The sequence below is a fragment of the Herbaspirillum sp. AP02 genome (genome assembly GCF_015767275.1).
Lineage (GTDB): Bacteria > Pseudomonadota > Gammaproteobacteria > Burkholderiales > Burkholderiaceae_D > Herbaspirillum.
The window spans coordinates 141,656-162,312 of sequence record NZ_JADWMY010000006.1 but is presented as its reverse complement, the minus strand read 5'-3'; the positions used below and the strand labels follow the sequence as shown (position 1 = coordinate 162,312).

Annotated in this window: 18 protein-coding genes; 8 read left to right on the top strand and 10 right to left on the bottom strand. The window is 62.3% G+C overall.

The window, feature by feature from the left end; genetic code table 11:
• Window positions 1-132: 132 nt before the first annotated feature.
• The 9 genes from I5R65_RS14180 to msrP form a co-directional block, all read right to left on the bottom strand.
• Window positions 133-1,359, bottom strand: a complete 1,227-nt coding sequence (locus I5R65_RS14180) for a hypothetical protein (protein WP_180668283.1) — start codon at window positions 1,357-1,359, stop codon at window positions 133-135.
• Window positions 1,287-2,471, bottom strand: a complete 1,185-nt coding sequence (locus I5R65_RS14175; protein ID WP_180668282.1) for a hypothetical protein — start codon at window positions 2,469-2,471, stop codon at window positions 1,287-1,289. Before I5R65_RS14175 ends, I5R65_RS14180 begins: the two co-directional genes overlap by 73 nt.
• 8 nt (window positions 2,472-2,479) lie before the next feature.
• Window positions 2,480-4,591, bottom strand: coding sequence for an ATP-binding cassette domain-containing protein (locus I5R65_RS14170; RefSeq protein WP_180668281.1), 2,112 nt, complete (start codon window positions 4,589-4,591; stop codon window positions 2,480-2,482).
• 813 nt (window positions 4,592-5,404) lie between these two features.
• Window positions 5,405-6,313, bottom strand: coding sequence for an EAL domain-containing protein (locus tag I5R65_RS14165; protein WP_180668280.1), 909 nt, complete (start codon window positions 6,311-6,313; stop codon window positions 5,405-5,407).
• Window positions 6,314-6,371: 58 nt separating this feature from the next.
• The gene (locus tag I5R65_RS14160) at window positions 6,372-7,694 is read right to left on the bottom strand and encodes a TolC family protein (protein WP_231395177.1); all 1,323 of its coding nucleotides are present in this window, start codon (window positions 7,692-7,694) and stop codon (window positions 6,372-6,374) included.
• A 333-nt stretch (window positions 7,695-8,027) separates the two neighbouring features.
• Window positions 8,028-9,749 (bottom strand): tetratricopeptide repeat protein, encoded by a 1,722-nt coding sequence (locus tag I5R65_RS14155; RefSeq protein ID WP_180668279.1) that lies wholly within the window; start codon window positions 9,747-9,749, stop codon window positions 8,028-8,030.
• Window positions 9,750-9,828: 79 nt separating this feature from the next.
• Window positions 9,829-10,539 (bottom strand): peptide-methionine (S)-S-oxide reductase MsrA, encoded by a 711-nt coding sequence (gene msrA / locus I5R65_RS14150; protein WP_180668278.1) that lies wholly within the window; start codon window positions 10,537-10,539, stop codon window positions 9,829-9,831.
• A 70-nt stretch (window positions 10,540-10,609) separates the two neighbouring features.
• Window positions 10,610-11,269: a sulfite oxidase heme-binding subunit YedZ gene (locus I5R65_RS14145; RefSeq protein ID WP_180668277.1), complete on the bottom strand. Its 660-nt coding sequence runs from the start codon at window positions 11,267-11,269 to the stop codon at window positions 10,610-10,612.
• Between the two features lie 13 nt (window positions 11,270-11,282).
• Window positions 11,283-12,251, bottom strand: a complete 969-nt coding sequence (gene msrP, locus I5R65_RS14140) for a protein-methionine-sulfoxide reductase catalytic subunit MsrP (RefSeq protein WP_180668276.1) — start codon at window positions 12,249-12,251, stop codon at window positions 11,283-11,285.
• 192 nt (window positions 12,252-12,443) lie between these two features.
• Here msrP and I5R65_RS14135 point away from each other — a divergent pair, with 192 nt between their 5' ends.
• Together I5R65_RS14135 and I5R65_RS14130 are read left to right on the top strand one after the other, a co-directional pair.
• Window positions 12,444-13,115: a heavy metal response regulator transcription factor gene (locus tag I5R65_RS14135; protein WP_180668275.1), complete on the top strand. Its 672-nt coding sequence runs from the start codon at window positions 12,444-12,446 to the stop codon at window positions 13,113-13,115.
• Complete coding sequence (locus I5R65_RS14130; protein ID WP_180668274.1) at window positions 13,112-14,602, top strand: heavy metal sensor histidine kinase; 1,491 nt, start codon at window positions 13,112-13,114, stop codon at window positions 14,600-14,602. The genes I5R65_RS14135 and I5R65_RS14130 overlap by 4 nt, the downstream gene beginning before the upstream one ends.
• On the opposite strand, the gene I5R65_RS14125 is transcribed toward I5R65_RS14130, so the two are convergent.
• The gene (locus tag I5R65_RS14125) at window positions 14,532-15,695 is read right to left on the bottom strand and encodes an AI-2E family transporter (protein WP_180668273.1); all 1,164 of its coding nucleotides are present in this window, start codon (window positions 15,693-15,695) and stop codon (window positions 14,532-14,534) included. The genes I5R65_RS14130 and I5R65_RS14125 overlap by 71 nt on opposite strands.
• Window positions 15,696-16,158: 463 nt before the next feature.
• On the opposite strand from I5R65_RS14125, the gene I5R65_RS14120 reads away from it, so the two are divergent.
• The 6 genes from I5R65_RS14120 (at window position 16,159) to I5R65_RS14095 (ending at window position 20,650) form a co-directional block, all read left to right on the top strand.
• Window positions 16,159-16,728 carry a GbsR/MarR family transcriptional regulator gene (locus tag I5R65_RS14120; RefSeq protein ID WP_102664443.1) on the top strand — a complete coding sequence of 190 codons (570 nt, stop codon included), beginning with the start codon at window positions 16,159-16,161 and terminating at the stop codon, window positions 16,726-16,728.
• 5 nt (window positions 16,729-16,733) lie between these two features.
• Complete coding sequence (locus I5R65_RS14115) at window positions 16,734-17,024, top strand: hypothetical protein (protein ID WP_231395176.1); 291 nt, start codon at window positions 16,734-16,736, stop codon at window positions 17,022-17,024.
• 6 nt (window positions 17,025-17,030) lie between these two features.
• A complete protein-coding gene (locus I5R65_RS14110; RefSeq protein ID WP_180668272.1) occupies window positions 17,031-18,653 on the top strand; it encodes a cytochrome ubiquinol oxidase subunit I in 1,623 nt (540 codons plus the stop codon).
• A gap of 27 nt (window positions 18,654-18,680) precedes the next feature.
• A complete protein-coding gene (cydB, locus tag I5R65_RS14105; RefSeq protein WP_180668271.1) occupies window positions 18,681-19,820 on the top strand; it encodes a cytochrome d ubiquinol oxidase subunit II in 1,140 nt (379 codons plus the stop codon).
• Between the two features lie 36 nt (window positions 19,821-19,856).
• Complete coding sequence (cydX, locus tag I5R65_RS14100; protein ID WP_006464422.1) at window positions 19,857-20,027, top strand: cytochrome bd-I oxidase subunit CydX; 171 nt, start codon at window positions 19,857-19,859, stop codon at window positions 20,025-20,027.
• 62 nt (window positions 20,028-20,089) lie between these two features.
• Window positions 20,090-20,650: a DUF2867 domain-containing protein gene (locus I5R65_RS14095; protein ID WP_180668270.1), complete on the top strand. Its 561-nt coding sequence runs from the start codon at window positions 20,090-20,092 to the stop codon at window positions 20,648-20,650.
• Window positions 20,651-20,657 lie beyond the last annotated feature (7 nt).

The following is a 20,657-nucleotide window of genomic DNA, read 5'->3' as shown; positions in this document are numbered from 1 at the left end:
CTAAGTCTTGATTGAGGTTCTTGATTGAAATCCGTGGATGGCGGCCCTGTCGCCGCCGTCCTGTGGGGTGCTCAGCACACCGGTCCATCCGATGCGCTGGTGAGATTGCCTGTTATCGATACCTTGCTACATTCACACTCCGAAGATGGTCGCGACACTGTTGGGGTGGTACGCCACGTTCTGGAGATACAGGGTGTAGGACGTGGTGCCGGAGCCGGGACCATCCAGATCGATCAGCAGCTTGGTGGACACGTTGTTGTAAGAAGAGGCCTTGACGAAGGTGTCGAGGTTGGCCTTGGTCACGGTTTGCCCGAAGACGGCGACCTTGTCCTGCCCCAACGTGAAATCAGTGACCGTCGCCACCATCTTGGCGACATTGGTATTGCCGTAGGCGCCCACCATCACGGTATCCTTGCCGACCCCGGTCTGGATGAGGGTGTCGATCCCCTTGCTGGTGACACCCAACGGAATCACGTCATCGCCGCCGCCGGCAAGAATGCCATCCAGGTTCTGCGGCACCCAGTACCAGCCCAGCGATTGATCCTTCACCACCGTCGTCTGACCATTGTTGACCCCGGAGGTGAGGTTGGTGGCCGAGATGCTGAGATCCTTGTACATGCCAGGCGCCAGAACGTTGGCCGGGGTGGTCAACGAAAAGTCTCCCGCTGCGAACTGGTCGAATGCCACGATCTTGCCGCCCATGGAGACCGAGATCAGATAGCTTTCGCCGCTGCCCGCCTTGCCCACGGTGCCGGCAAAGGTGAGATTCTGGTCGGCCGCCCCGCCGGCCACTATCGGCGTTTCCGAGATCACCGCGTACTTGGTCGCCGAGCCGTTGATGGGCTGGCTCGTGGGCGATTCACCGCTGACCCGCAGATTGGTCAGCGTCGGCACGGTGGTGCCGGCAGCGAGCGAGAGGGTGATATCGGTGGCGTTGGCGACGTTGCCAGCCAGGTCGATGAACTTGGGCGTGATGACGTGATCGCCACTGCCCAGGCTGCTGGTCACGGTGACCCCTAACATCACGCTGGCGCGGCCGACATCGGCGTCGGTCAGCACGCGCTGGCCCAGCAGCTTGTCACCCTCGTACAGCGCCAGCACGTCACCTGCAACGGCTTGCATGCCGTTGTACCTGATATTGACCATCGGCAGCGAGTTGGCGTTGGTGGTCGGCAACTCGTACAGGAGGTGGATATTGCCGATGTCATAGCTCTGCGACGCGTCCTGGTTCTTGAGCGCATAGACATCGGTGTTGCCGGTGTAGAACCCACCTGTCCCGGTCATCGTCAGCTTGCTGCTATCCGGCGTGGTGAACTTGAAATTGCCGCCCTTGACGAAACTGCCGCCCTGATGCGCCATCGAGAAGATATCGCCGGCATTGATACCGCGTCCGAACGAATATCTCCGCTATTGGTGGCCAACCCCAGGGTCAATGTGGCCGGAACCATCGTATCGAGCTTGAAGTTCAGCGCATCGCTGTTGGGGCCGGGATTACCGGCCGCATCTACCTGGCGTACCAGCACCTTCTTGTCGCCATCGGTAGCCCCGCTGCCGTCGACCGCTCCCTTTATCTTGACATTGCTGCCGCTGGCGGTGGTCCAGCTGGTGCCGTTATCAGTGCTGTACTGCCAGGTGGCAAGGGCTTCCAGGGCAGCGATGTTGATGGTGCCGTCATTGGTGAGCTTGTTGCCATCGACAAGGGTCTTGCTGGTGGCCAGGGTCGCGCCGATCTTGGCTGGTGGCGTGGTATCGAGGGTAAAGTTGAACGCCACGCTGGCCGGACCGGTGTTGCCGGCCAGATCGGTTTGACGAACCTGGATCTTCTTGGCGCCGTCGGTGTTGCCACCCCCGTCAACGGCCCCCTTGAACCTGAAGCTGCTACCACTGCCGTCCAACCAGTTCGTCCCATCGACGCTGTATTGCCAGGTTGCGCCACCTTCCACCCCGGTGACGTTGATGGTGCCGTTATTGGTGAGCCGGCTGTTGGTCGTGGACGTGACCACTGCCAGCGCTGCTGCCGGTGCGACCGGCGCGACTGAATCAAGGGTGAAACTCAGACTGTCGCTGATCGCACTCCTGTTACCTGCGACGTCGAACTGCTGGACCTGTACCACCTTGCTGCCGTCGCCGGTGAGCTTGACGGTGTTGCCGCTACCATCCAGCCAGGTCAGACCATTGTTGAGGCTGTATTGCCAGGTCGCGCCGACTTCCAGTCCATCCACCTTCACGGTGCCGTCATTGGTGGTCTTGTCGGTGGCCGATGAGCCTGCATCGTTCAGGAGCGACAAGCTCGGTTTGGCCGCTGAGGCGGTATCGAGCTTGAAACTGAGCGTCTCGCTGTTGACACTGAGGTTAACCTGATCGATATGACTCAACGCTGCCCAGACGAGTAACAGGACAACGCTGGCCATGGACAGGCGCAGCATCCAGCGCGCCGAAACCAGCGGATGATGTGTGTTGGCGTTTTTCATGGGCAAATTCATTGCGCACCTCCCCCAATGACATCGGGGGATGCAGCCGGTGCTTCACCGCGCAGGCGGGCCAGTACGGCATCGCGCGCACCATCCAATACGATGCGGTTGCCGACGACCACGATCACGCGCTCGACCATCGGCAGGAATGCAGGTTTGTGAGTGACTACGACGAGCGTGCGGCCACCGTTGATTTCTTCATTGAGAACACTCAGGCAGTGACGCTCCAGGTCTTCGTCCATGGAGGCGGTAGGCTCATCAAGCAGGAAGATGTCCGGCCGGCACAAAAGCAGGCGGGTAAATGCCACCAACTGACGCTGACCACCGGACAGTCCGCGACCGCCCTCCTGGATAGGCAGGTCCAGCCCTTTCGGATGTGCCGCGACCAGGCGCAGCAATCCAGTGCGCTCCATCACGCGGCGCAATACCTCATCCCCCGGATCGGGCAGGCCGATCAGCAGGTTCTCGCGCAGGGTACCGACGAACAGTCGATGGTCCTGTTGCAGGTAACCGATATGCTGGTTCAAGGTCAGGCGATTGATATTGGCAATGTCCAGACCGTCGATCAGGATGCGGCCCTGCTGCGGACGATACAAGCCCGACAGCAGGCGCAGGATGGTCGACTTGCCGGCACCGATCGGGCCCAGGATGGCGACCCGCTCGCCGGCCTCGATGGAAAGCTGGTCGATCGTCATGGCGTTGAGCAGGCTGCCGGCGTAGGTGAACTTGGCATCTTCCACGCGGAACTCACCACGCAGACTGTCGGGGGTCAATTGCCGCTCGTCACCCTGATCAGTCTGCAGGGCATAGATCTTTTCGAGACCGGCCAGGGTCGCCTTGGTGTGGGCGCGCTGCACCATCAGGCCCGGGATCATCGCCACCGGCGCCAGGATGCGGCCACCGAGGATGGAGCAGGCGATCAGCGCACCCATGGTGATCTGACCATTGATGACAAGGAAGGAGCCGACGATCACCGTGGTCGAGTAACTCAGTTGCTGCAACGTGGCGGCGATGTAACCGGCATGGTCACCGATGGCGCGCATGGCCATGTCGCTGCGGATCGATTCGGCACTGACGTCAATCCAGCGCGAGAGGAACTTCCAGCCGCCCGAGCCCGATTTGATGGTCTCGACGCCTTCGACGGTTTCCACCAGCAGCCCGGTCTTGAGGTTGGAGGCGGCGGCACTCTTGTCCGCCAGACGCACCACCTTGCGGTTGGAGAGGTAACCGATGGCGATGGCGGCCAAGCCGAACAGGGTCGGCACTGCGGCCATCCATGGGCTGGCAATGAAGGCGATCACCAGCACGAACAGCAGGCCCAACGGCAGGTCGACCAGGGTGAACAGGGTCTGGGAAGTGTAGAAGGAGCGGATCTGTTCATAGCCGCGCAACTGGCCAGCGAGACTACCTACCGAGCCGGGCAGTTGGTCCACGCGGACGGACAGCAGGCGTTCGAAGAGTGCCTGTGAAAGCTTGGCATCCAGACCCGAGACGACGGTATCCATGATGTGCGAGCGGGCGAACTTCATCCCCAGCTCGAACAGGATGGCAAGTCCGACGCCGATGGCCAGCACGATCAGCGTGGCGACGCCATGCGTGGGGATGACGCGGTCATAGACCTGCATGGAAAAGATCGAGGCGCCCAGGGCGATGATGCTCATCACGACCGACGCCAGGACGACCTCAAGGAAGACCGGCCGGAATTCGGCAAGGGCCTCCTTGAAGACGCGCTCGAATCCATTCTGACCATCCTTGGCTGCGAGAACGGAAAAATCGATCTTGAAGACACCGTCCACCAGATCGCTATCACCGATCAACGCATGCCCTTCCTCGCTGATGAAGATCCAGCGGCCGTCAGGACGCTGATCGACGACGAGGCCCCAGCCTCGTTCCTGCATGATGCCGAGCACCGGCAGCTGGCTACGCTCAGGGACCTTGAGAAGCTGGGCCTTGGGCAGGCTCAGGGCAGCGCACAGGGAATTGATGTCGATGGAAGTACCACCGGATTTCTTCATCGCCGCGGCAATCGCGGCATTGAGTCGGACGCTGTCGATGACGACGCCCTGGCGTCGTGCGACGGTCATGAGCGCCCACGACAGGGAGGATGCAAGCTCGCTCATGGCGTGACTCCCGGGAGGCGAAGGTTACGGACACTGAGGCGACCCATGTCGTGCGATGGTGTAGCCAGCCTGGGCGACGCATGCGGTCGGTGGCGAGGATGACGAAGAACGTTCTTTCTCATGGCGATTCGTTAGGTGTGGTATCGAGCGCAACAATCCGCTTACCGATTTGGAGAAGCGAAAGGCAACGCGTCATCAGGACAAGCTCGACTTGATCGAAGAGAAAGCAGAAGCAGGAAGAAAGCCCTCCGACGATGCATTCCGCGATGACTGAAACGTCAGCATTCCCGGTTATCGATAGCGCATCGCCATGCCGGCGGATGCAGGCAACTACCAAAAGGAAACGCATCCATCATTGCGCTGCGGCAGATCGTCAAGTGAGGGCTATGATGTTTGAAAATATATAAATATTTAATTGTCTTTTAGTGCATTAAATATTTTTATTCATCATTATTTACTTAGAAAATTACACTTATATTTGTTCGAATTTTCACTATCCAATAAGCGCGCGGTGCGACGTCGTTAGGCGAGACAAATTGCGAAAAAAATATACTGTTGAGATCATTCCCAATCTCCGACAAGAGCTGCACCTCGTTCCCTCAGTACTGCATAAAAAAACTCCCCGTGAGTTCTGCCGAAATCGCGGGGAGCCTGACACTCTTCGCCACCTAAGAACCTGACAATGAGTCGGTGCCGGTGACAGCATTGCTGCAAGACCATGAACAGCAGCGCAAAACTAACTTTATAGAGGGATACCTCTTTGCGAAATTGTTCCTTAGGGAGGGATAAATTCAAAATTTCGGCGACAATCCGTCAATGCTTCATCACCTCCAATAGCTCTTTACCGATGATCAACCTCGGTGCCATGTCACCGGCCGGTGACGCTCCGGCCAGAATCTTCACCGGCGCCGACGCCGGCGTGGCCAGCGGCAGACGGGATTCAGCCGGCGACACGGTCGACATCGGTGCCTCGAATCCGCAATGACCCAGAAAATCCGAAGCCGGCATCGGCCTGGCGAAGAACCATCCCTGTGCAAAATCAACGCCGGCCCGTTTCAGGTAGCAAGCTTGCTCGGGTGTCTCAACGCCCTCGGCGACTATCCTGAGCCTGAGTTGCCGGGCCATCTCGATGATGCATGCCGTCACCGGGTGCGGCATGGCATCCGCTCCGATGCTGGCAACGAAGGAACGATCCAGTTTCAACACGTCACAAGGCAGCTCATGCAGGTAGCGCAGGCAGGAATAACCGGTACCGAAATCATCCAGAGCAATGACGTGACCGTTGCTGCGGGCACGAGAAAGGGTCTCCAGGCAGGCCGGCAATTCCATGCTGCACCCCTCGGTGACCTCCAACCACAACTGCTTGCAGGCAATGCCGCTGCCGGCCAGCTTTCTAGCGATGACGTTCAATATCCTGCCGCTGTTGATGTCATTGGCCGGTACGTTGACGGCCAGATGCAGATCAGGATGATCGCGCAACATGGCGCCGGTCTGGGTGATGGCCTGGTCGATGACCAGGTCGGTGATCGCGTCCAGGCAGCCATGCCGCTGGGCGGCGAGCAGGAAGCGGTCTGGCGCAAGCAGCGCGCCATCCTCTCGTCGCCACCGCACCAGCACTTCGGCGCCCGCACAGTGCCCACTCGCCAAGGCCACGATGGGCTGATAGACGACGATGAACTCCTTGCGCCGGATCGCGTTCTTCAGCTGTGTCTTATTGATCATGTCTCCCCCGGCGAACGACGACCTGCGACGCGCTCCCGGCGGGGCGCATCAACCAGGATCAGCGTACCTCTTCCAATCCGTGCGCCCAGAGTTGCAGCTTGCGACCGTCGGCAATGATCAGCGCGGTCACATCCGCTTTTTGCAGATCTGCCTGGACCACTTCCCGCACCGCATTCATCACGTCCAGCCAGGAGCGCCTTCCCGAGAGATATTGCCGGGTGTAGGAGGCCAGCACGTCCTCGGCCGACAAGCCGACATCGTCCAGATTGTTGGCGCGCGCCACGGCCTGCTGATATTCGGTGAAGGTCGCGGCCAATTGCGCGACCAGTTCGAGGCGGGCGGCGTCCACGGCCAGCATGGCCGATTGGTAGCGTCCTTGAGCGGCAGCGACCTCCGAGCCCAGGGACAAGCCGGCCCCCAGCTGCATCTGCATGCCGACAAACGCACGATTATTGCTGGGCTGGTTGCGGACACTGAAGTTGCCCCGTTGATGCTCCACGCGGGCATAGACCTCCGGCCAGTAGGAGGCGCTGCGGATCGTGATCGCCGCCTCCTGCACCTTGGCATCTGCGCGCAGGCGCTTGAGCACGGGGCTGCTGTCGAGCATGGCTGCGGTCAGCAGGGGCAGATCCTCGCCGATCATCTGCCTGTCGACATCAGCGCGCAGCTCATCATCGTTCAGCGGCAGGCCGACCAGTTGTTCCAGTTGCAGGCGCGCGGAGAGGCGGTTCGCCTTGACTCCCAGCAGATCGGTGAGCGCCTGGTCGCGACGACCGCGCACCAGCGTGACATCGACCTGGGCGGCAGCACCTTCCTTCTCTCTGCGCTGGCTTTGTGCGAGGAAATCTTCCAGCGCTTTCAGGTTCTTCTGGTTGGCGGCGGCGGCCAGGTCGGAGCGCACCCACAGGCCGTATTGCGAAATGACTTGTTCGGCCAGGCGGAAACGCTGCTCGCGCAGCCCTTCCTCGGCCGACTGCTGGTTATGTCCCGCCTGCTCCAGCTGACCCGACAGGCGCCCACCGGACCACAAGGTCTGCTGCAGGCGCATGGTGACGACGGTGTCATCACCGTTGTAGGAGATATCGCGGGAACTGGTCATGCCGGCACGCTCGACCGAGAGCGAAGGCGTGGGGAAGAATTGCCAGCGTGCCGCCGAAACGGCATCGGCTGCGGCTTCGGCGGCGCGCTGCCGCGCCAGTGCCGAGGGGTTGTTGAAGGCCGCCTGCCGCACCAGCTCACCCAGGGTGGTGGCATCGGCCTGGGTGCTCCAGCCCGCCAGGGCTAACGCGAACATGCCGGCCAGGCTGGCGGCGCGGCGGCGCTGGGTGAACGGGGTACTCTGTGAAGGGCGGGAAGCGCGTTGTCTGGTGTGCTCGTTCATTGGCGATCATTTCCTGTTGGTCTCGTCCCCACAGGTTGTCGCGCAATTCGCTTCCTTCACGCACCACAGGCGGTGAGCAAAGCGAAACTGGCCAACCGGTCAGTGACGTCCGACAACGCGCTCGGAATATCACTGTCGCCGATCGGCAGCAGGCAACGACAAGGACAAGAATGGGCTTTGGATGATCGCGGAAATGCGAGGAGTGACGAATTGTCTATTGGTGCAGAAGTGCTCGCGCAATCTAGAATTTTTTCTAGAAATGCCAAGAAATTTCAGATTGCGTGAAGAATGTCCAGGCAAGCAGGGATGCCATGCCCGGATCCAGGCGGGTCGTCAGGTACCGAAGGTGTCGACCGCCAACGCCGCGCGCAGCGTGCCGATGACGTCATTCCACGCGCCGGGTTGCTGCTGGCGGAACAGGCGGGCACTCGGATACCAGGGGGAGTCGTGTCGTTGCAGGAACCAGCGCCAGTCGGGCGCGTGGGGCAAGGCGATCCACACCGGCCGACCGAGCGCCCCGGCCAGGTGGGCAGCGGCGGTATCGACGCTGATCAACAGGTCCATGCAGGACAAGGCGGCCGCCGTATCGGCAAAATCACGGATATCGCCTCCCAGGGCATGCCAATGCGGACCGGCTTGCTCCAGCCATCGGGCGTCGGCCTCGCGCAGGTCGGGCTGGAGCACAAAGAAATCCAGCCCCCCACGAGCCTGCGCCAGGGTGGCGAAGCGTTCCAGGGCGATCGAGCGCCGCGCATCATTGACGTTGCCGGGATTCCCGGAACAGACCAGGCCGACGCGCACCCGCCCCACGGCACGGGGAGCGCACGCTGCGATGCGGGCTTCCCATTGTCCGCACAAGGCCGGATCGGGCCTCAGGTAGGACGGGCCGGACAGGCTGTCGGCAATGGTGGCCAGGGAGGTATTGCACACCAGTGGCAGGCTCATCAATGGCAGCTGGAAATCGACCTCGGGCAACGCCTCGCCCATCGCTACCAGCCTGATGCGGGTGGCGCAGGACAGGCCCTGCATCAGCCGCAGCAGGCTGGACGGCACCTCCAGCACCACCTCGGCACCCGCCTCGAGCATCTGCAGTACATAACGGCTGAACTGGATGGTATCGCCCTGCCCTTGCTCAGCCCACAGCAATATGCGTTTGCCGTGCAAGCTGCTGCCGCCGTTCCAGGCCGGAATCGCCGCATGACGGTAAGGATCGGCGCCGCGTCCCTCCCAGCGCCATTCGTACAAGGGCAGCGCCTCTTCCAGCCGGCCCAGGGCAAGCAGGGAGAGCGCCAGGTTGACGTGGGCGTCGGCATCTCCCGCATCGATGCGCAGGGCGCGGCGATAGCTGTCGATGGCCTCCTCATGGTCACGCAGGCGGGCCAGCGTGGTGCCGCGGCTGACGTGGGCATCCACCAGCTCCGGCGAGAGAATCAGGGCCTGATCGTAGTAGCGCAGCGCCTCCTCATAGGCGCCCAGGGCGTGCTCAATCAATCCAGCGGCCAGCCAGAGCTGCGCAGACTGATCGTTCAGGCGCAGCGCCTGGTGGATGCAGTCGCGCGCCGCCTCCCATTGACCGGCGCGCTCATGCAGCAATGCCTTGCGGTGCCAGGTGTCGGCTTGTTCGGGATTGCGCTGGAGGGCCTCCTCCAGCAGGGCCAGCACCTGCCGGTCATTCTTGCCGGAAGGTGACATTGCCTGCAGGGCGGCCGCTGCGGCGACGAAGAATTCGGCCTGCTGATGGCCCGCCTCGATCAGATCGCGATAGAGCAGGAAGGCATCTTCAAAGCGACCCTGTTCATAGAAGGCGCGGCCCAGGCGATAACGCAGGGCCAGCGCTTCCTCGCTGTCCGGCTCGACCAGCCGCAGCGCCTGCTGCCAGGCTAGTGCAGCCTCCTCGAAACGTCCTTGCGCGGCCGCCACGCTACCCAACAGGTGCAGCGCATCCTTGTGCTGCGGATGCTGTTCAAGCAAGGCAAACAGCGATTGCTCGGCAGCAGCGTAGTCCTGCAGGTCGAATTGGTCGAGGGCGAGCTGAAGAGAGGCGTGTGGATTCATGACGGGGCAAGGGAGACAAACGGGCGTATTGTCTCATCCCTGCCCGCCACGGGGGCGAACGCTAGCTGGCGGGGCAATGTCAGCGTTTGAACACCAGCACCGGATCGGCGCGGTAGATGGCCGGATACATCTTCTGCAGGTTGCCGATCTTGGGCAGGTCGTTGTAGGCGATGTAGGGCTGGTTGGGATGCAGGGTGGCGTAATCCTGATGGTAATCCTCGGCACGGTAGAAGCCCTGCAGCGGCGCCACCTGGGTCACGATCGGTGCGGAAAACACCTTGGCCGCGTTGATCTGCGCAATGTAGGCCTGGGCCGCCTGCTTCTGCTCGTCGCTGGCGGTGAAGATGGCCGAGCGATATTGCGTACCCTGGTCCGGGCCCTGGCGATTGAGCTGGGTAGGATCGTGCGCTACCGAAAAATAGATCTGCAGCAGCTGACCAAAGGAAATCTTGCGCGGATCATAGGTCACCTGCACTGCCTCCGCATGGCCGGTGGTGCCAGAGCTGACGATGGAATAGCTGGCGGTATCGGCCTTGCCACCGGCATAGCCGGAAACGGCCTTCAATACCCCCTGGGTATGCTGGAACACCCCCTGCACGCCCCAGAAGCAGCCTCCGGCCAGCACCACGGTCTCGCTGGCTGCATTCGAGGCCAGCATGGCCTTGCCAGCCGGCGCCGGCACGGCCACGGCAGCCTCCGCCGCATAGGCTGTGGAGAGGGAAGCAAGCGATGCCAGCGTCAGGCACAAGGCAGCCGCCGATGCCAGGACGGCAGGTTTCAGGATGGTCATGGTGATTCTCCGCTACGGTCGATGAGACAAGAAAAAGGAGTGTGGGCAGCCGCGCCCGAGCCAGGCCGGCTCAGGGACGCGAACGTGCAGAAGCCGGCCCCACCGGCGCCCTGCCCTTGCGCCAGAACAGACGCAAGGCCAGCATCAGCGCGACCAGCACGGCAAACAGCAGCGGCTGGGCGATCAGGTTCTTGCCGGCCTTGTCCCACCAGTAATGCAGCACGCCCAGCGGCACGATCACATACACCAGCCGGTGCAGCGCCTGCCAGCGCTTGCCGCCCAGGCGGCGCACCATGCCATTGGTGCTGGTGATGGCCAGTGGAATCGTCAGCACCAGTGCCAGCACGCCGACGGTAATGAAAGGCCGCTTGACGATGTCCTTCCAGATTTCGCCCAGGTCGAAGAAGTGATCGAACCAGACGAAGGTCGTGAAGTGCAGGCACAGGTAGAAAAAAGCCATCAGCCCCAGCATGCGCCGCATGCGCACCAGCCAGTTCAGGCCGGAGATCTTGCGCAGGGGTGTCACGGCCAGGGTGGTGCAGAACAGATATAGCGTCCAGTCGCCGGTGCTATGGGTGATGAATTCCAACGGATTGGCCCCCAGTCCGCCGGTAAAGCCAAATACCACCAGCCGCGCCAGCGGCACCAGGGTCAGCGCCAGGAATACCCACCACAGCAGCGTGACGCTGCGTGGTTTCAGATTGCGGAGAACGGCGGGAGCGAGCGGCATGGGCGGTCCAGGATCAGAAGAACTTGCGCAAGTCCATGCCGCTGTAGAGGCTGGCCACGTCGTTATAGCCGTTGAACATCAGGGTCTTGCGCTTGGGCGCGAAGAAGCCATCCTCGCCGATGCGGCGCTCGGTGGCCTGCGACCAGCGCGGGTGATCGACACCAGGATTGACGTTGGAATAGAAGCCATATTCCTGCGGGGCATACCTATTCCAGGCGGTCTTGGGCTCTTCCTTGACGAAACGGATCTTGACGATGGACTTGGCCGACTTGAAGCCGTACTTCCACGGCACGATGATGCGCACCGGCGCACCGTTCTGGTTGGGCAGCACTTCGCCATACATGCCCAGCGTCAGCAGGGTCAGCGGGTGATTGGCTTCATCCATGCGCAGGCCTTCGCGGTAGGGCCAGTTCAAGATGGGATCGCTGATGCCGGGCATCTGCTTCTTGTCGGCCAGGGTGACGAATTCGACGTACTTGGCATTGCCGGTCGGCTCGGCCTTCTTGATCAGGGCAGAGAGCGAATAGCCGATCCAGGGGATCACCATCGACCAGCCTTCGACGCAGCGCAGGCGATAGACACGCTCTTCCAGCGCTGCCAGTTTGGTCAGTGCATCAAGGTCCAGGGTGAAAGGTTTCTTCACCTCGCCTTCGATGTCGATGGTCCAGGGCGCGGTCTTCAGGGTACCGGCATTCTTGGCTGGGTCGGCCTTGTCGGTCCCAAACTCGTAGTAGTTGTTGTAGCTGGTGGCGTCCTTGTAGGCGGTCTGCTTGTCCATCACCGCGTAGGCGTTATTGAGCTTGGCCGGCAACTTGCGCCCCTGCTGGGCGAAGGCCTGCGGCAGCGCGCCCATGCCGCCGGCCAGCGCCGCACCAGCCGCCACGCGGGCCATGAAGCGGCGGCGCGCCAGGTAGACCTCCTGCGGCGTGATCTCGGATGCGGTTGGAATCTCGATCTGGTCGGGACGAATCTTGATCAGCATGGTGCGCTCCGGCAAAAAAGGGGGAGGCAAGGCCTGGGCCTTGCCGATGTGAAGCCATGGTAAAAGCCAGGCGGTGACAGTCAAGTGGCAATTTCATGACAATTTTGTCATGAAGAAAAAGTCCGCCATTGCTAGAATCAACAGCATTTTCCTGCATCCTGCCCGCCTTTGCAGCGGCGCCCTATTCTCTCTATGGCCATCCTGGTAATCGAAGACGACCCCAAGACCGGGGACTACCTGCGCAAGGGCCTGCGCGAATCCGGCTATGTCGTCGACCTGGCCCGCACCGGCACCGACGGCCTGCACCTGGCGCTGGAACAGGATTACGACCTGGTGGTGCTGGACGTGATGCTGCCCGGCCTGGACGGCTGGCAGGTCATGAGCGCACTGCGTAGCAAGCGCGACCTGCCGGTCCTCTTCCTGACCGCCAAGGATCATGTCGACGACCGCATCCGTGGCCTGCAACTGGGCGCCGACGATTACCTGGTCAAACCCTTCTCCTTCACCGAACTGGTGCTGCGCATCCGCACCCTGCTGCGCCGGGGCGTCACCCGCGAAGCCGAAGTCTACGAGATCGCCGACCTGCAACTCGACCACATCCGCCACAAGGTCACGCGCCAGGGCATCCACATCGCCCTCACCAACAAGGAATTCATGCTGCTGCACCTGCTCATCAAGCGCCAGGGCGAAGCCTTGTCGCGCAGTGTGATCGCGTCGCAGATCTGGGACATGAACTTCGACAGCGATACCAATGTGGTGGACGTCGCCATCAAGCGCCTGCGCGCCAAGATCGATGCCCCCTTCGAGAAGAAACTGATCCACACCGTGCGCAGCGTCGGCTACATGTTCTCCGAGGACCCATGAACGCCGCCGCTCCGGTGTCGCCGCCAGTCGGTGGCTGGACCCTGACCGCCCGCGTCACCGCCCTGTTCGCACTGATGAGCAGCCTGGTGGTCACCGGCCTGGGTTTCTACCTCGACCGCGCCGCCAGCGATGCCTTGTCACTGCGGGCCGACCAGGCGCTGATCGGCCGCGTCGAACACTTCCGCAACCTGATGCACGACCTCTACAACGTCGAGCAGATGGAACAACGTCCGGCCCTCTTCGAGAGCATGATGGGCAATGAGCAGGATGTGCGCATCTTCCGCCGCCTGGGTGAAGCGCCCTTCATCCAGAGCAATCCCGACCATCTCATGCCGCCCGCCATGACGCCGCTACCGGTGCGCATGCCCGTCACCTCGGCCAGCCTGCTGACCAGTGAACGCGCCGATGGCGTGCGCGTGCGCTGGGTCTCGGCGCTGGCCGATGTCGGCAAGGGCGGCAAGGATGGCAAGGAGGGAGAAGTGGTCGAGATCGTCGCCGCCTACGTGATGGTGCAGGAAGACCAGATGATGCGCAGCTACCGCTGGCGCATCGCCGGTGCCGCCACCGGGGCGACCGTGCTGACCGCGCTGCTGGGCTTCCTGCTGCTGCGGCGCGGCCTGCAACCACTGGAAGCCATGAGCCAGCGTGCCGCCCAGATCACCCCGGACCACCTGTCGGCCCGGCTCGAGCAAGACGGCATGCCAGCCGAACTGCGTCGCGTGGCCCTGTCCTTCAACGCCATGCTGGATCGACTGGAAGCCGGCTACGACCACCTGGCCCAGTTCTCCGGCGATCTGGCCCATGAAATCCGCACCCCCATCAACGTGCTGATGGGCCAGAGCCAGGTTGCCCTGGGCCAGCGCCGCACGCCGGAAGAGTATGAGCAGCTGCTGGAATCGAATGTGGAAGAATTGCAGCGCCTGGCGCGCATCGTCGAGAACATCCTGTTCCTGGCCCAGGCCGACCATGCCACCCTGGCGGTGGACTGCACCCGCTTTGAGCTGCAGGAAGAACTGCGCAAGATCACGGACTACTTCGAAGGGATTGCCGATGAACGCGGCATGCGCTTTGAACTGCAGGCGCAGGGCACATGCCATGCCAACCTGGTCATGTGGCGCCGCGCCGTGAGCAATCTGGTCATCAATGCGGTGCGCTATGGCGAGGCCGACAGCGTCATCCGCATCCTGGCCGACAGTGATGCCAGCGGCAGCCGCATCCTGGTGGACAACCGCAGCGATACGATCACCCCGCAGGTGATGGCCCGCATGTTCGACCGCTTCTACCGCGGCGACCGCTCGCGCAGCGCCTTCACCGAATCCAACGGCCTGGGCCTGGCCATCGTCAAGGCCATCATGGCCCTGCATAGGGGGGCGGCCACCGTGACCAGCCCGCAACCGGGCTGGATACGCCTCAACCTCAGCTTCGCGCCGGCGGCAGAGGCGCCACCGCAACCACCTCAGCAGCCTCTGCCGCCGGCGGCGACCTGAGCGCCTCCTGCGCGGCCTGCGCCGCCAGTTCGGCCTCACGGGCCTCGGCAGCACGTCGCAGCTTCTGCGCCGCCGAGGCACGGGTGAAGATGATCTTCAACGCTGCCATCACCGGCACCGACAGGAAGATACCGGCCACCCCACCCAGCTGGTCACCGGCCAGCAGACCCAGGATCACCATCAGAGGGCTGACCTCGACGCCCTCGCTCATCAGGTAGGGATTGAGCACGTAATCCTGGAACACCCGATAGGCGACGATGAAGCCAACCAGCCACAGCAGGTGGTCATAACCGCTGAAACCGGCCACCACCAGCGCCGCCGCGCTGGCCGCCAGCGGCCCGGCGAAGGGAATGAATTCCAGCACCGCCGCCAATCCCGCCAGCAGCATCGCGTACGGCACGCCCATCAGCGAAAAGGCGATGCTATAGGCCACGAAGGTGGCAATGGAGAGGAACAGCAGGGCCCGCACATAGCGCGAGAGCAGCACGTCGAGGTCCTTGATGATGCCGCCCCACAGCTTGCGGTTGGAACGGTTCATCCAGGACAGCATCTCGTCGCGCATGGCCGGCGCCTCCTTGATCAGCAGGAAGCTGATCACCGGCACCAGCACCAGGTAGATCAGGTTGCTGGCCGCGTGCATCACGCCCACACCGAACTGCTTGGCCAGCGGCATGGCCTGGTCGGTGCCATTGGCCAACTGGTCGCGCACGAAGCCCAGGATGCGCGCGCGCAATGGCTCGGCAAAACCCGGCAAGGGCAGCTTGGACACCGCGTCATTGGAGCGCAGCAGCGCCGGCAACTGCTCGGACAGGCGCAGCGCCTCCTCCTGGATACGCGCGCCGAAAACGGTCGCCACCGCCGCCACGATGCCGATGGCCAGCACGAACACCACGGCAATGGACACCGTGCGCGGCACCCTGGGCGGACGCACCCGCTCGATCTGCTCCACCAGCGGATAGACCAGGTAACTGAAGAAGACGGCAAACACCAGCACCAGCACGGTGGCCGAAATGGTGTAGGTGACGTAGAGCAGCAACGCCACCAGGAAGACGGTCCAGACAATTCTGGCCACGCGGAAATCGAAACCCAACATAAAATTCATCCTTGGAAATGGAAAGGCCCCGCAACCGTGCAGCGTGGAGCCCCTCCCAGCCGGCATGGCGCGCCCCTGGCCGCAATGATGGTGCCAGCCACGGCATTGCTCATCCATTGCTACGGATGAGCTGCAATTGCACCTTATTTGATCCGCATCATGTTTCGTATCAGCCAAATTCTTCAGTAGTTGTAGGAAAGCGTGAAAATAACTTCATGCAGCGCAACACAGGGCTGCGTCCTTGAGGAACCGGGAAGTCCACAAGACGCGATTCTTTCGTGACGTTTCGTTCACACCCCTGGTGGGCGACTGCAGACCACCACGCCCCGCGCAGCCGCGCCGGGAGCGGGTCATTCTCATCCGTGATGACTGTTATCAGGAAATACGCAGGTGCGTGACATTGCGATAGGACAAGCAACTGATTTAAATTTCAGTAATTACTGAAATTTCAAAAGTTACAAACATGGAAAACAACGTACTCAGCCCGCTCATGCAGCGCTTCATCAGCCATTTCGGCGAAATGGGCAGCCGCTGGGGCATCAATCGCACAGTCGGCCAGATCTATGCCCTGCTCTACATCTGCGGGCGCGCGCTCAACGCCGACGAGATTGCCGAGTACCTCAGTTTTTCGCGCTCCAACGTCAGCATGGGCCTCAAGGAACTGCAGTCCTGGCGCCTGGTGAAGTTGCTGCACAAGCCGGGCGACCGGCGTGAATACTTTGAACCGCCCGGCGATATCTGGGACATCTTCAAGGTGCTGCTGGAAGAACGCCGCCGCCGCGAGATCGAACCCACCCTGTCCATGCTGCGCGACGCCCTGCTGGAGTCGCCCGGCGGACGCGACGACAAGGAAGTCCAGAAGCGCATGCGCGAGATGTATGAGCTGATCGAACTGTCCAGTTCCTGGTTCGACGACGTCCAGCGCCTGTCGCCCGAAACACTGGTATCGCTCATGAAGATGGGCTCCAAGGTCAAGAAGCTGCTCGATGTACGCGACAAGTTCCGCGTCGGCGGCGCCAACGAGAAGGACTAAGCGTCATGCAAGTCACACAATCGCCCCGCAAATGGCAATGGCCACGCCTGACCCAGCTTCCGCTGGGCGTCGAGATCACCCTGTTGCTGATCATCAAGATCGGCCTGATCACGGTACTGGCCAAGACCTTCTTTGCCCATCCCGAAGCCAAGCACATGCGCATGCCGCTGCAAAGCGTGGAGCAGCGCATGCTGGCGCCGTCGCCGGCCGCCACGCCGGGCGCTCTCCCCCTTCCCGCCAGTTCCTCAAGCTCAGCCAATTCCGCATTATCTGAAGCCACAAAACAACCGGAGTAACACAACATGGTCCCCATCGATGAAGTCGTCTCGCTGTCACGGCTGCAGTTTGCCGTCACGGCGCTCTATCACTTCTTGTTCGTCCCCCTCACGCTAGGCCTGTCCTGGATCCTGGTCATCATGGAATCGGTCTACGTCATGACCGGCAACCAGATCTACAAGGACATGACCCGCTTCTGGGGCAAGCTGTTCGGCATCAATTTCGCCATGGGCGTGGCCACCGGCATCACGCTGGAGTTCCAGTTCGGTACCAACTGGTCCTACTATTCGCACTACGTGGGCGACATCTTCGGCACCCCGCTGGCCATCGAAGGGCTGATGGCCTTCTTCCTCGAATCGACCTTCGTCGGCCTGTTCTTCTTCGGCTGGGACAAGCTCTCGCGCAAGCAGCATCTGGTGGTCACGGTGCTGGTGGCGCTGGGCTCGAACCTGTCGGCGCTGTGGATCCTGATTGCCAATGGCTGGATGAACAATCCGGTGGGCGCCGAATTCAACTTCGAGACCATGCGCATGGAACTGGTCAGCATGACCGAGGTGATCTTCAACCCGGTGGCGCAGGTCAAGTTCGTGCACACCGTGGCCGCCGGCTATGTCACGGCATCGATGTTCGTGCTGGGCGTCTCGGCCTGGTACCTGTTGAAGGCCCGCGACACCGCCTTCGCGCTGCGCTCCTTTGCCGTGGCCGCCGGTTTCGGCCTGGCCGCCACACTCTCGGTGATCGTACTGGGTGACGAATCGGGCTATACCGCCGGTGAAGTCAACAAGGTCAAGCTGGCCGCCATCGAAGCCGAGTGGGACACCCACCCCGCCCCGGCCGGCCTGACCCTGTTCGGCCTGCCCAATGACAAGGAAGAACGCACCGACTACGCCATCAAGATCCCCTACGTGCTGGGCCTGATCGCCACCCGTTCGGCCGACACGCAGGTGCTGGGCATCAAGGACCTCAAGAAGGAACACGAAGCCCGCATCCGCAACGGCATGCTGGCCTATGCCGCGCTGACCCGGCTGAAGTCCGGCGACAAGTCGCCCGAAGCCCGCGCCGCGTTCGACAAGCTCAAGAAGGATCTGGGCTACGGCCTGCTGCTGAAGAAGTACACCAACAACGTGGTCGATGCCACGCCGGAGCAGATCAGCATGGCCGTCAACGACACCATCCCCAAGGTTGCGCCGCTGTTCTGGGCCTTCCGCGGCATGGTGGCGCTGGGCTTCCTGTTCCTGTTCATCTTCGCCGCCTCGTTCTGGTTCCTGGCCAAGAAGCAGCTGGCCCCGCAACGCTGGCTGCTGCGCCTGGCCGTAATCTCGATCCCGCTGCCCTGGATCGCTGCCGAACTGGGCTGGATCGTGGCCGAATACGGCCGCCAGCCCTGGACCATTGCCGGCATCCTGCCGACCCACCTGTCGGCCTCCTCGCTACAGCCGGGCAGCCTCTACTTCAGCCTGGCCGGCTTCATCCTGTTCTACACCTTCCTGCTGGTGGTGGAGATGATCCTGATGGTGAAGTACGCCCGCCTTGGCCCCAGCAGCCTGCATACCGGCCAATACCACTGGGAAACCAAGGGCCGCGAAAACGGCCCCGACGATGTCCTGCCGCCGCCCCTGAATCCGTCGGCCAATGCCGGCAGCCACTAAGCCATCAGAAGAAATGAGGAAAGCAGAATGATCTTCGATTACGAAACACTCAAGCTGATCTGGTGGGCCTTCGTCGGCGTACTCATCGTCGGCTTCGCGCTCACCGACGGCTTCGACTTCGGCGTGGGCATGATGCTGCCCTTCGCCGGCCGCACCGATACCGAGCGGCGCATCCTGATCAACTCCATCGGCCCCACCTGGGAAGGCAACCAGACCTGGTTCATCACCGCTGGCGGCGCCACCTTCGCGGCCTGGCCGCTGGTGTATGCCACTGCCTTCTCGGGCTTCTACATCGCCCTGATGGTGTTGCTGTTCTCGCTGTTCTTCCGCCCGGTCGGTTTCGACTACCGCAGCAAGGTGGCCGATCCGCGCTGGCGCAATGCCTGGGACTGGGGCCTGTTCATCGGTGGCTTCGTGCCGCCCCTGATCTGCGGCGTGGCGTTCGGCAACCTGTTGCTGGGCGTGCCCTTCCACTACGACGACACCATGCGGGTCGAATACACCGGCAGCTTCTTTGCCCTGTTGAACCCCTTCGGCCTGCTGGCTGGTCTGTTGTCGGTGGCCATGCTGCTGATGCATGGCGCGGCCTTCGCCTTCGTCAAGACCGACGCCATGGTGGCCGAACGTTCGCGCAAGACCATCATGGGCGCTGCCCTGGTCACCGTACTGCTGTTCGTGGCCGGCGGCTTCTGGGTAGCCCAGATGCCGGGTTATCGCATCACTTCCATGCCCGACGCCAACAGCGCCTTCACACCCCTGGCCAAGACCGTGGAAGTGGTCGCCGGCGCCTGGTTCGACAACTATGCCAAGTGGCCCTTGACCAAGCTGTTCCCGGCGCTGGGCGTGGCTGGCGCCGTGCTGGCAGCGCTGCTGGCCATGGTGCGCAGTGCCCGCCTGGCCTTCATCGCCAGCGGCCTGTCGGTGACCGGCATCATCCTCACGGCCGGCATGTCGCTGTTCCCCTTCATCATGCCGTCCTCGCTGGATGCGAAGAGCAGCCTGACCCTGTGGGATTCGGTCTCCAGCCACAAGACCCTGGGCCTGATGTTCTGGATGGTGCTGATCTTCCTGCCGCTGATCATCCTCTACACCGGCTGGGTGTATCGCGTGGTCAAGGGCAAGGTCACGGCCAAGGACATTCACGACAACGAACATACGGCGTATTGATTACGCGCAATCGCAATCTGGAACAAGGAGAACATCATGTGGTATTTCGCCTGGATACTCGGCATCGGCCTGGCGCTGGCCTTCGGCATCATCAATGTCATGTGGCTGGAAGCCAACTACGCCTTCGGGCGCCGCAAGGCTGAGGAAACCCACGAGCGCTTCGCCAGCGCCCGCGCGGCGGAAAAGCAGCGGCGCAACGGCAAGTAGGCTCGGATGAGCAAGCCGGTAGCCCTGCTACCGGCTTTTTTTCAACCCGCATCGAGGTCCTCATGCCTGCATCGCGCTTCCAGCACACCGAAGAAATCGCACCGGCACCGCGCCACTGGGCCCTGCTGCCCGGTGCCGGTTTCGCTGACAGCTTCCGCATCCGGCTCACGCCGCAACTGGCGCAGTTGAACACCACCGAGATCACCGCCAGGATGATGGCCGCACAGCCGGCCTGGATCAGCGCCCTGCTGGCACTGCGCGACCGACTGGTGGCACCGCTGGGCTTGAAGCGCGCGTCGGACAACGGCGCACCGGCCGGTTTCCCGCTGTTGATGGCCGAGCCACGCCGGGTGGTGATGGGGCTCGATGACAGCCACCTCGACTTCCGTCTCTGTGTGGAAAAGTCATCCGGCCATGCTGCGGAGGCGACCAGTGATGCCAATGAGGTCGGCAATGTCGGCGATATCGACGATGTCGGCGACCAATGGCTGACCGTCACCACCGTCGTGCGCACCAAGCGCTGGCTGGGCGAGTTCTATCTGGCTGCAATCATGCCCTTCCACCGTTGCGTGGCCCGTACCCTGCTGCAGGGACTGCTGCGGGCACCTGGCCGCACCGACTGAGGCGCTG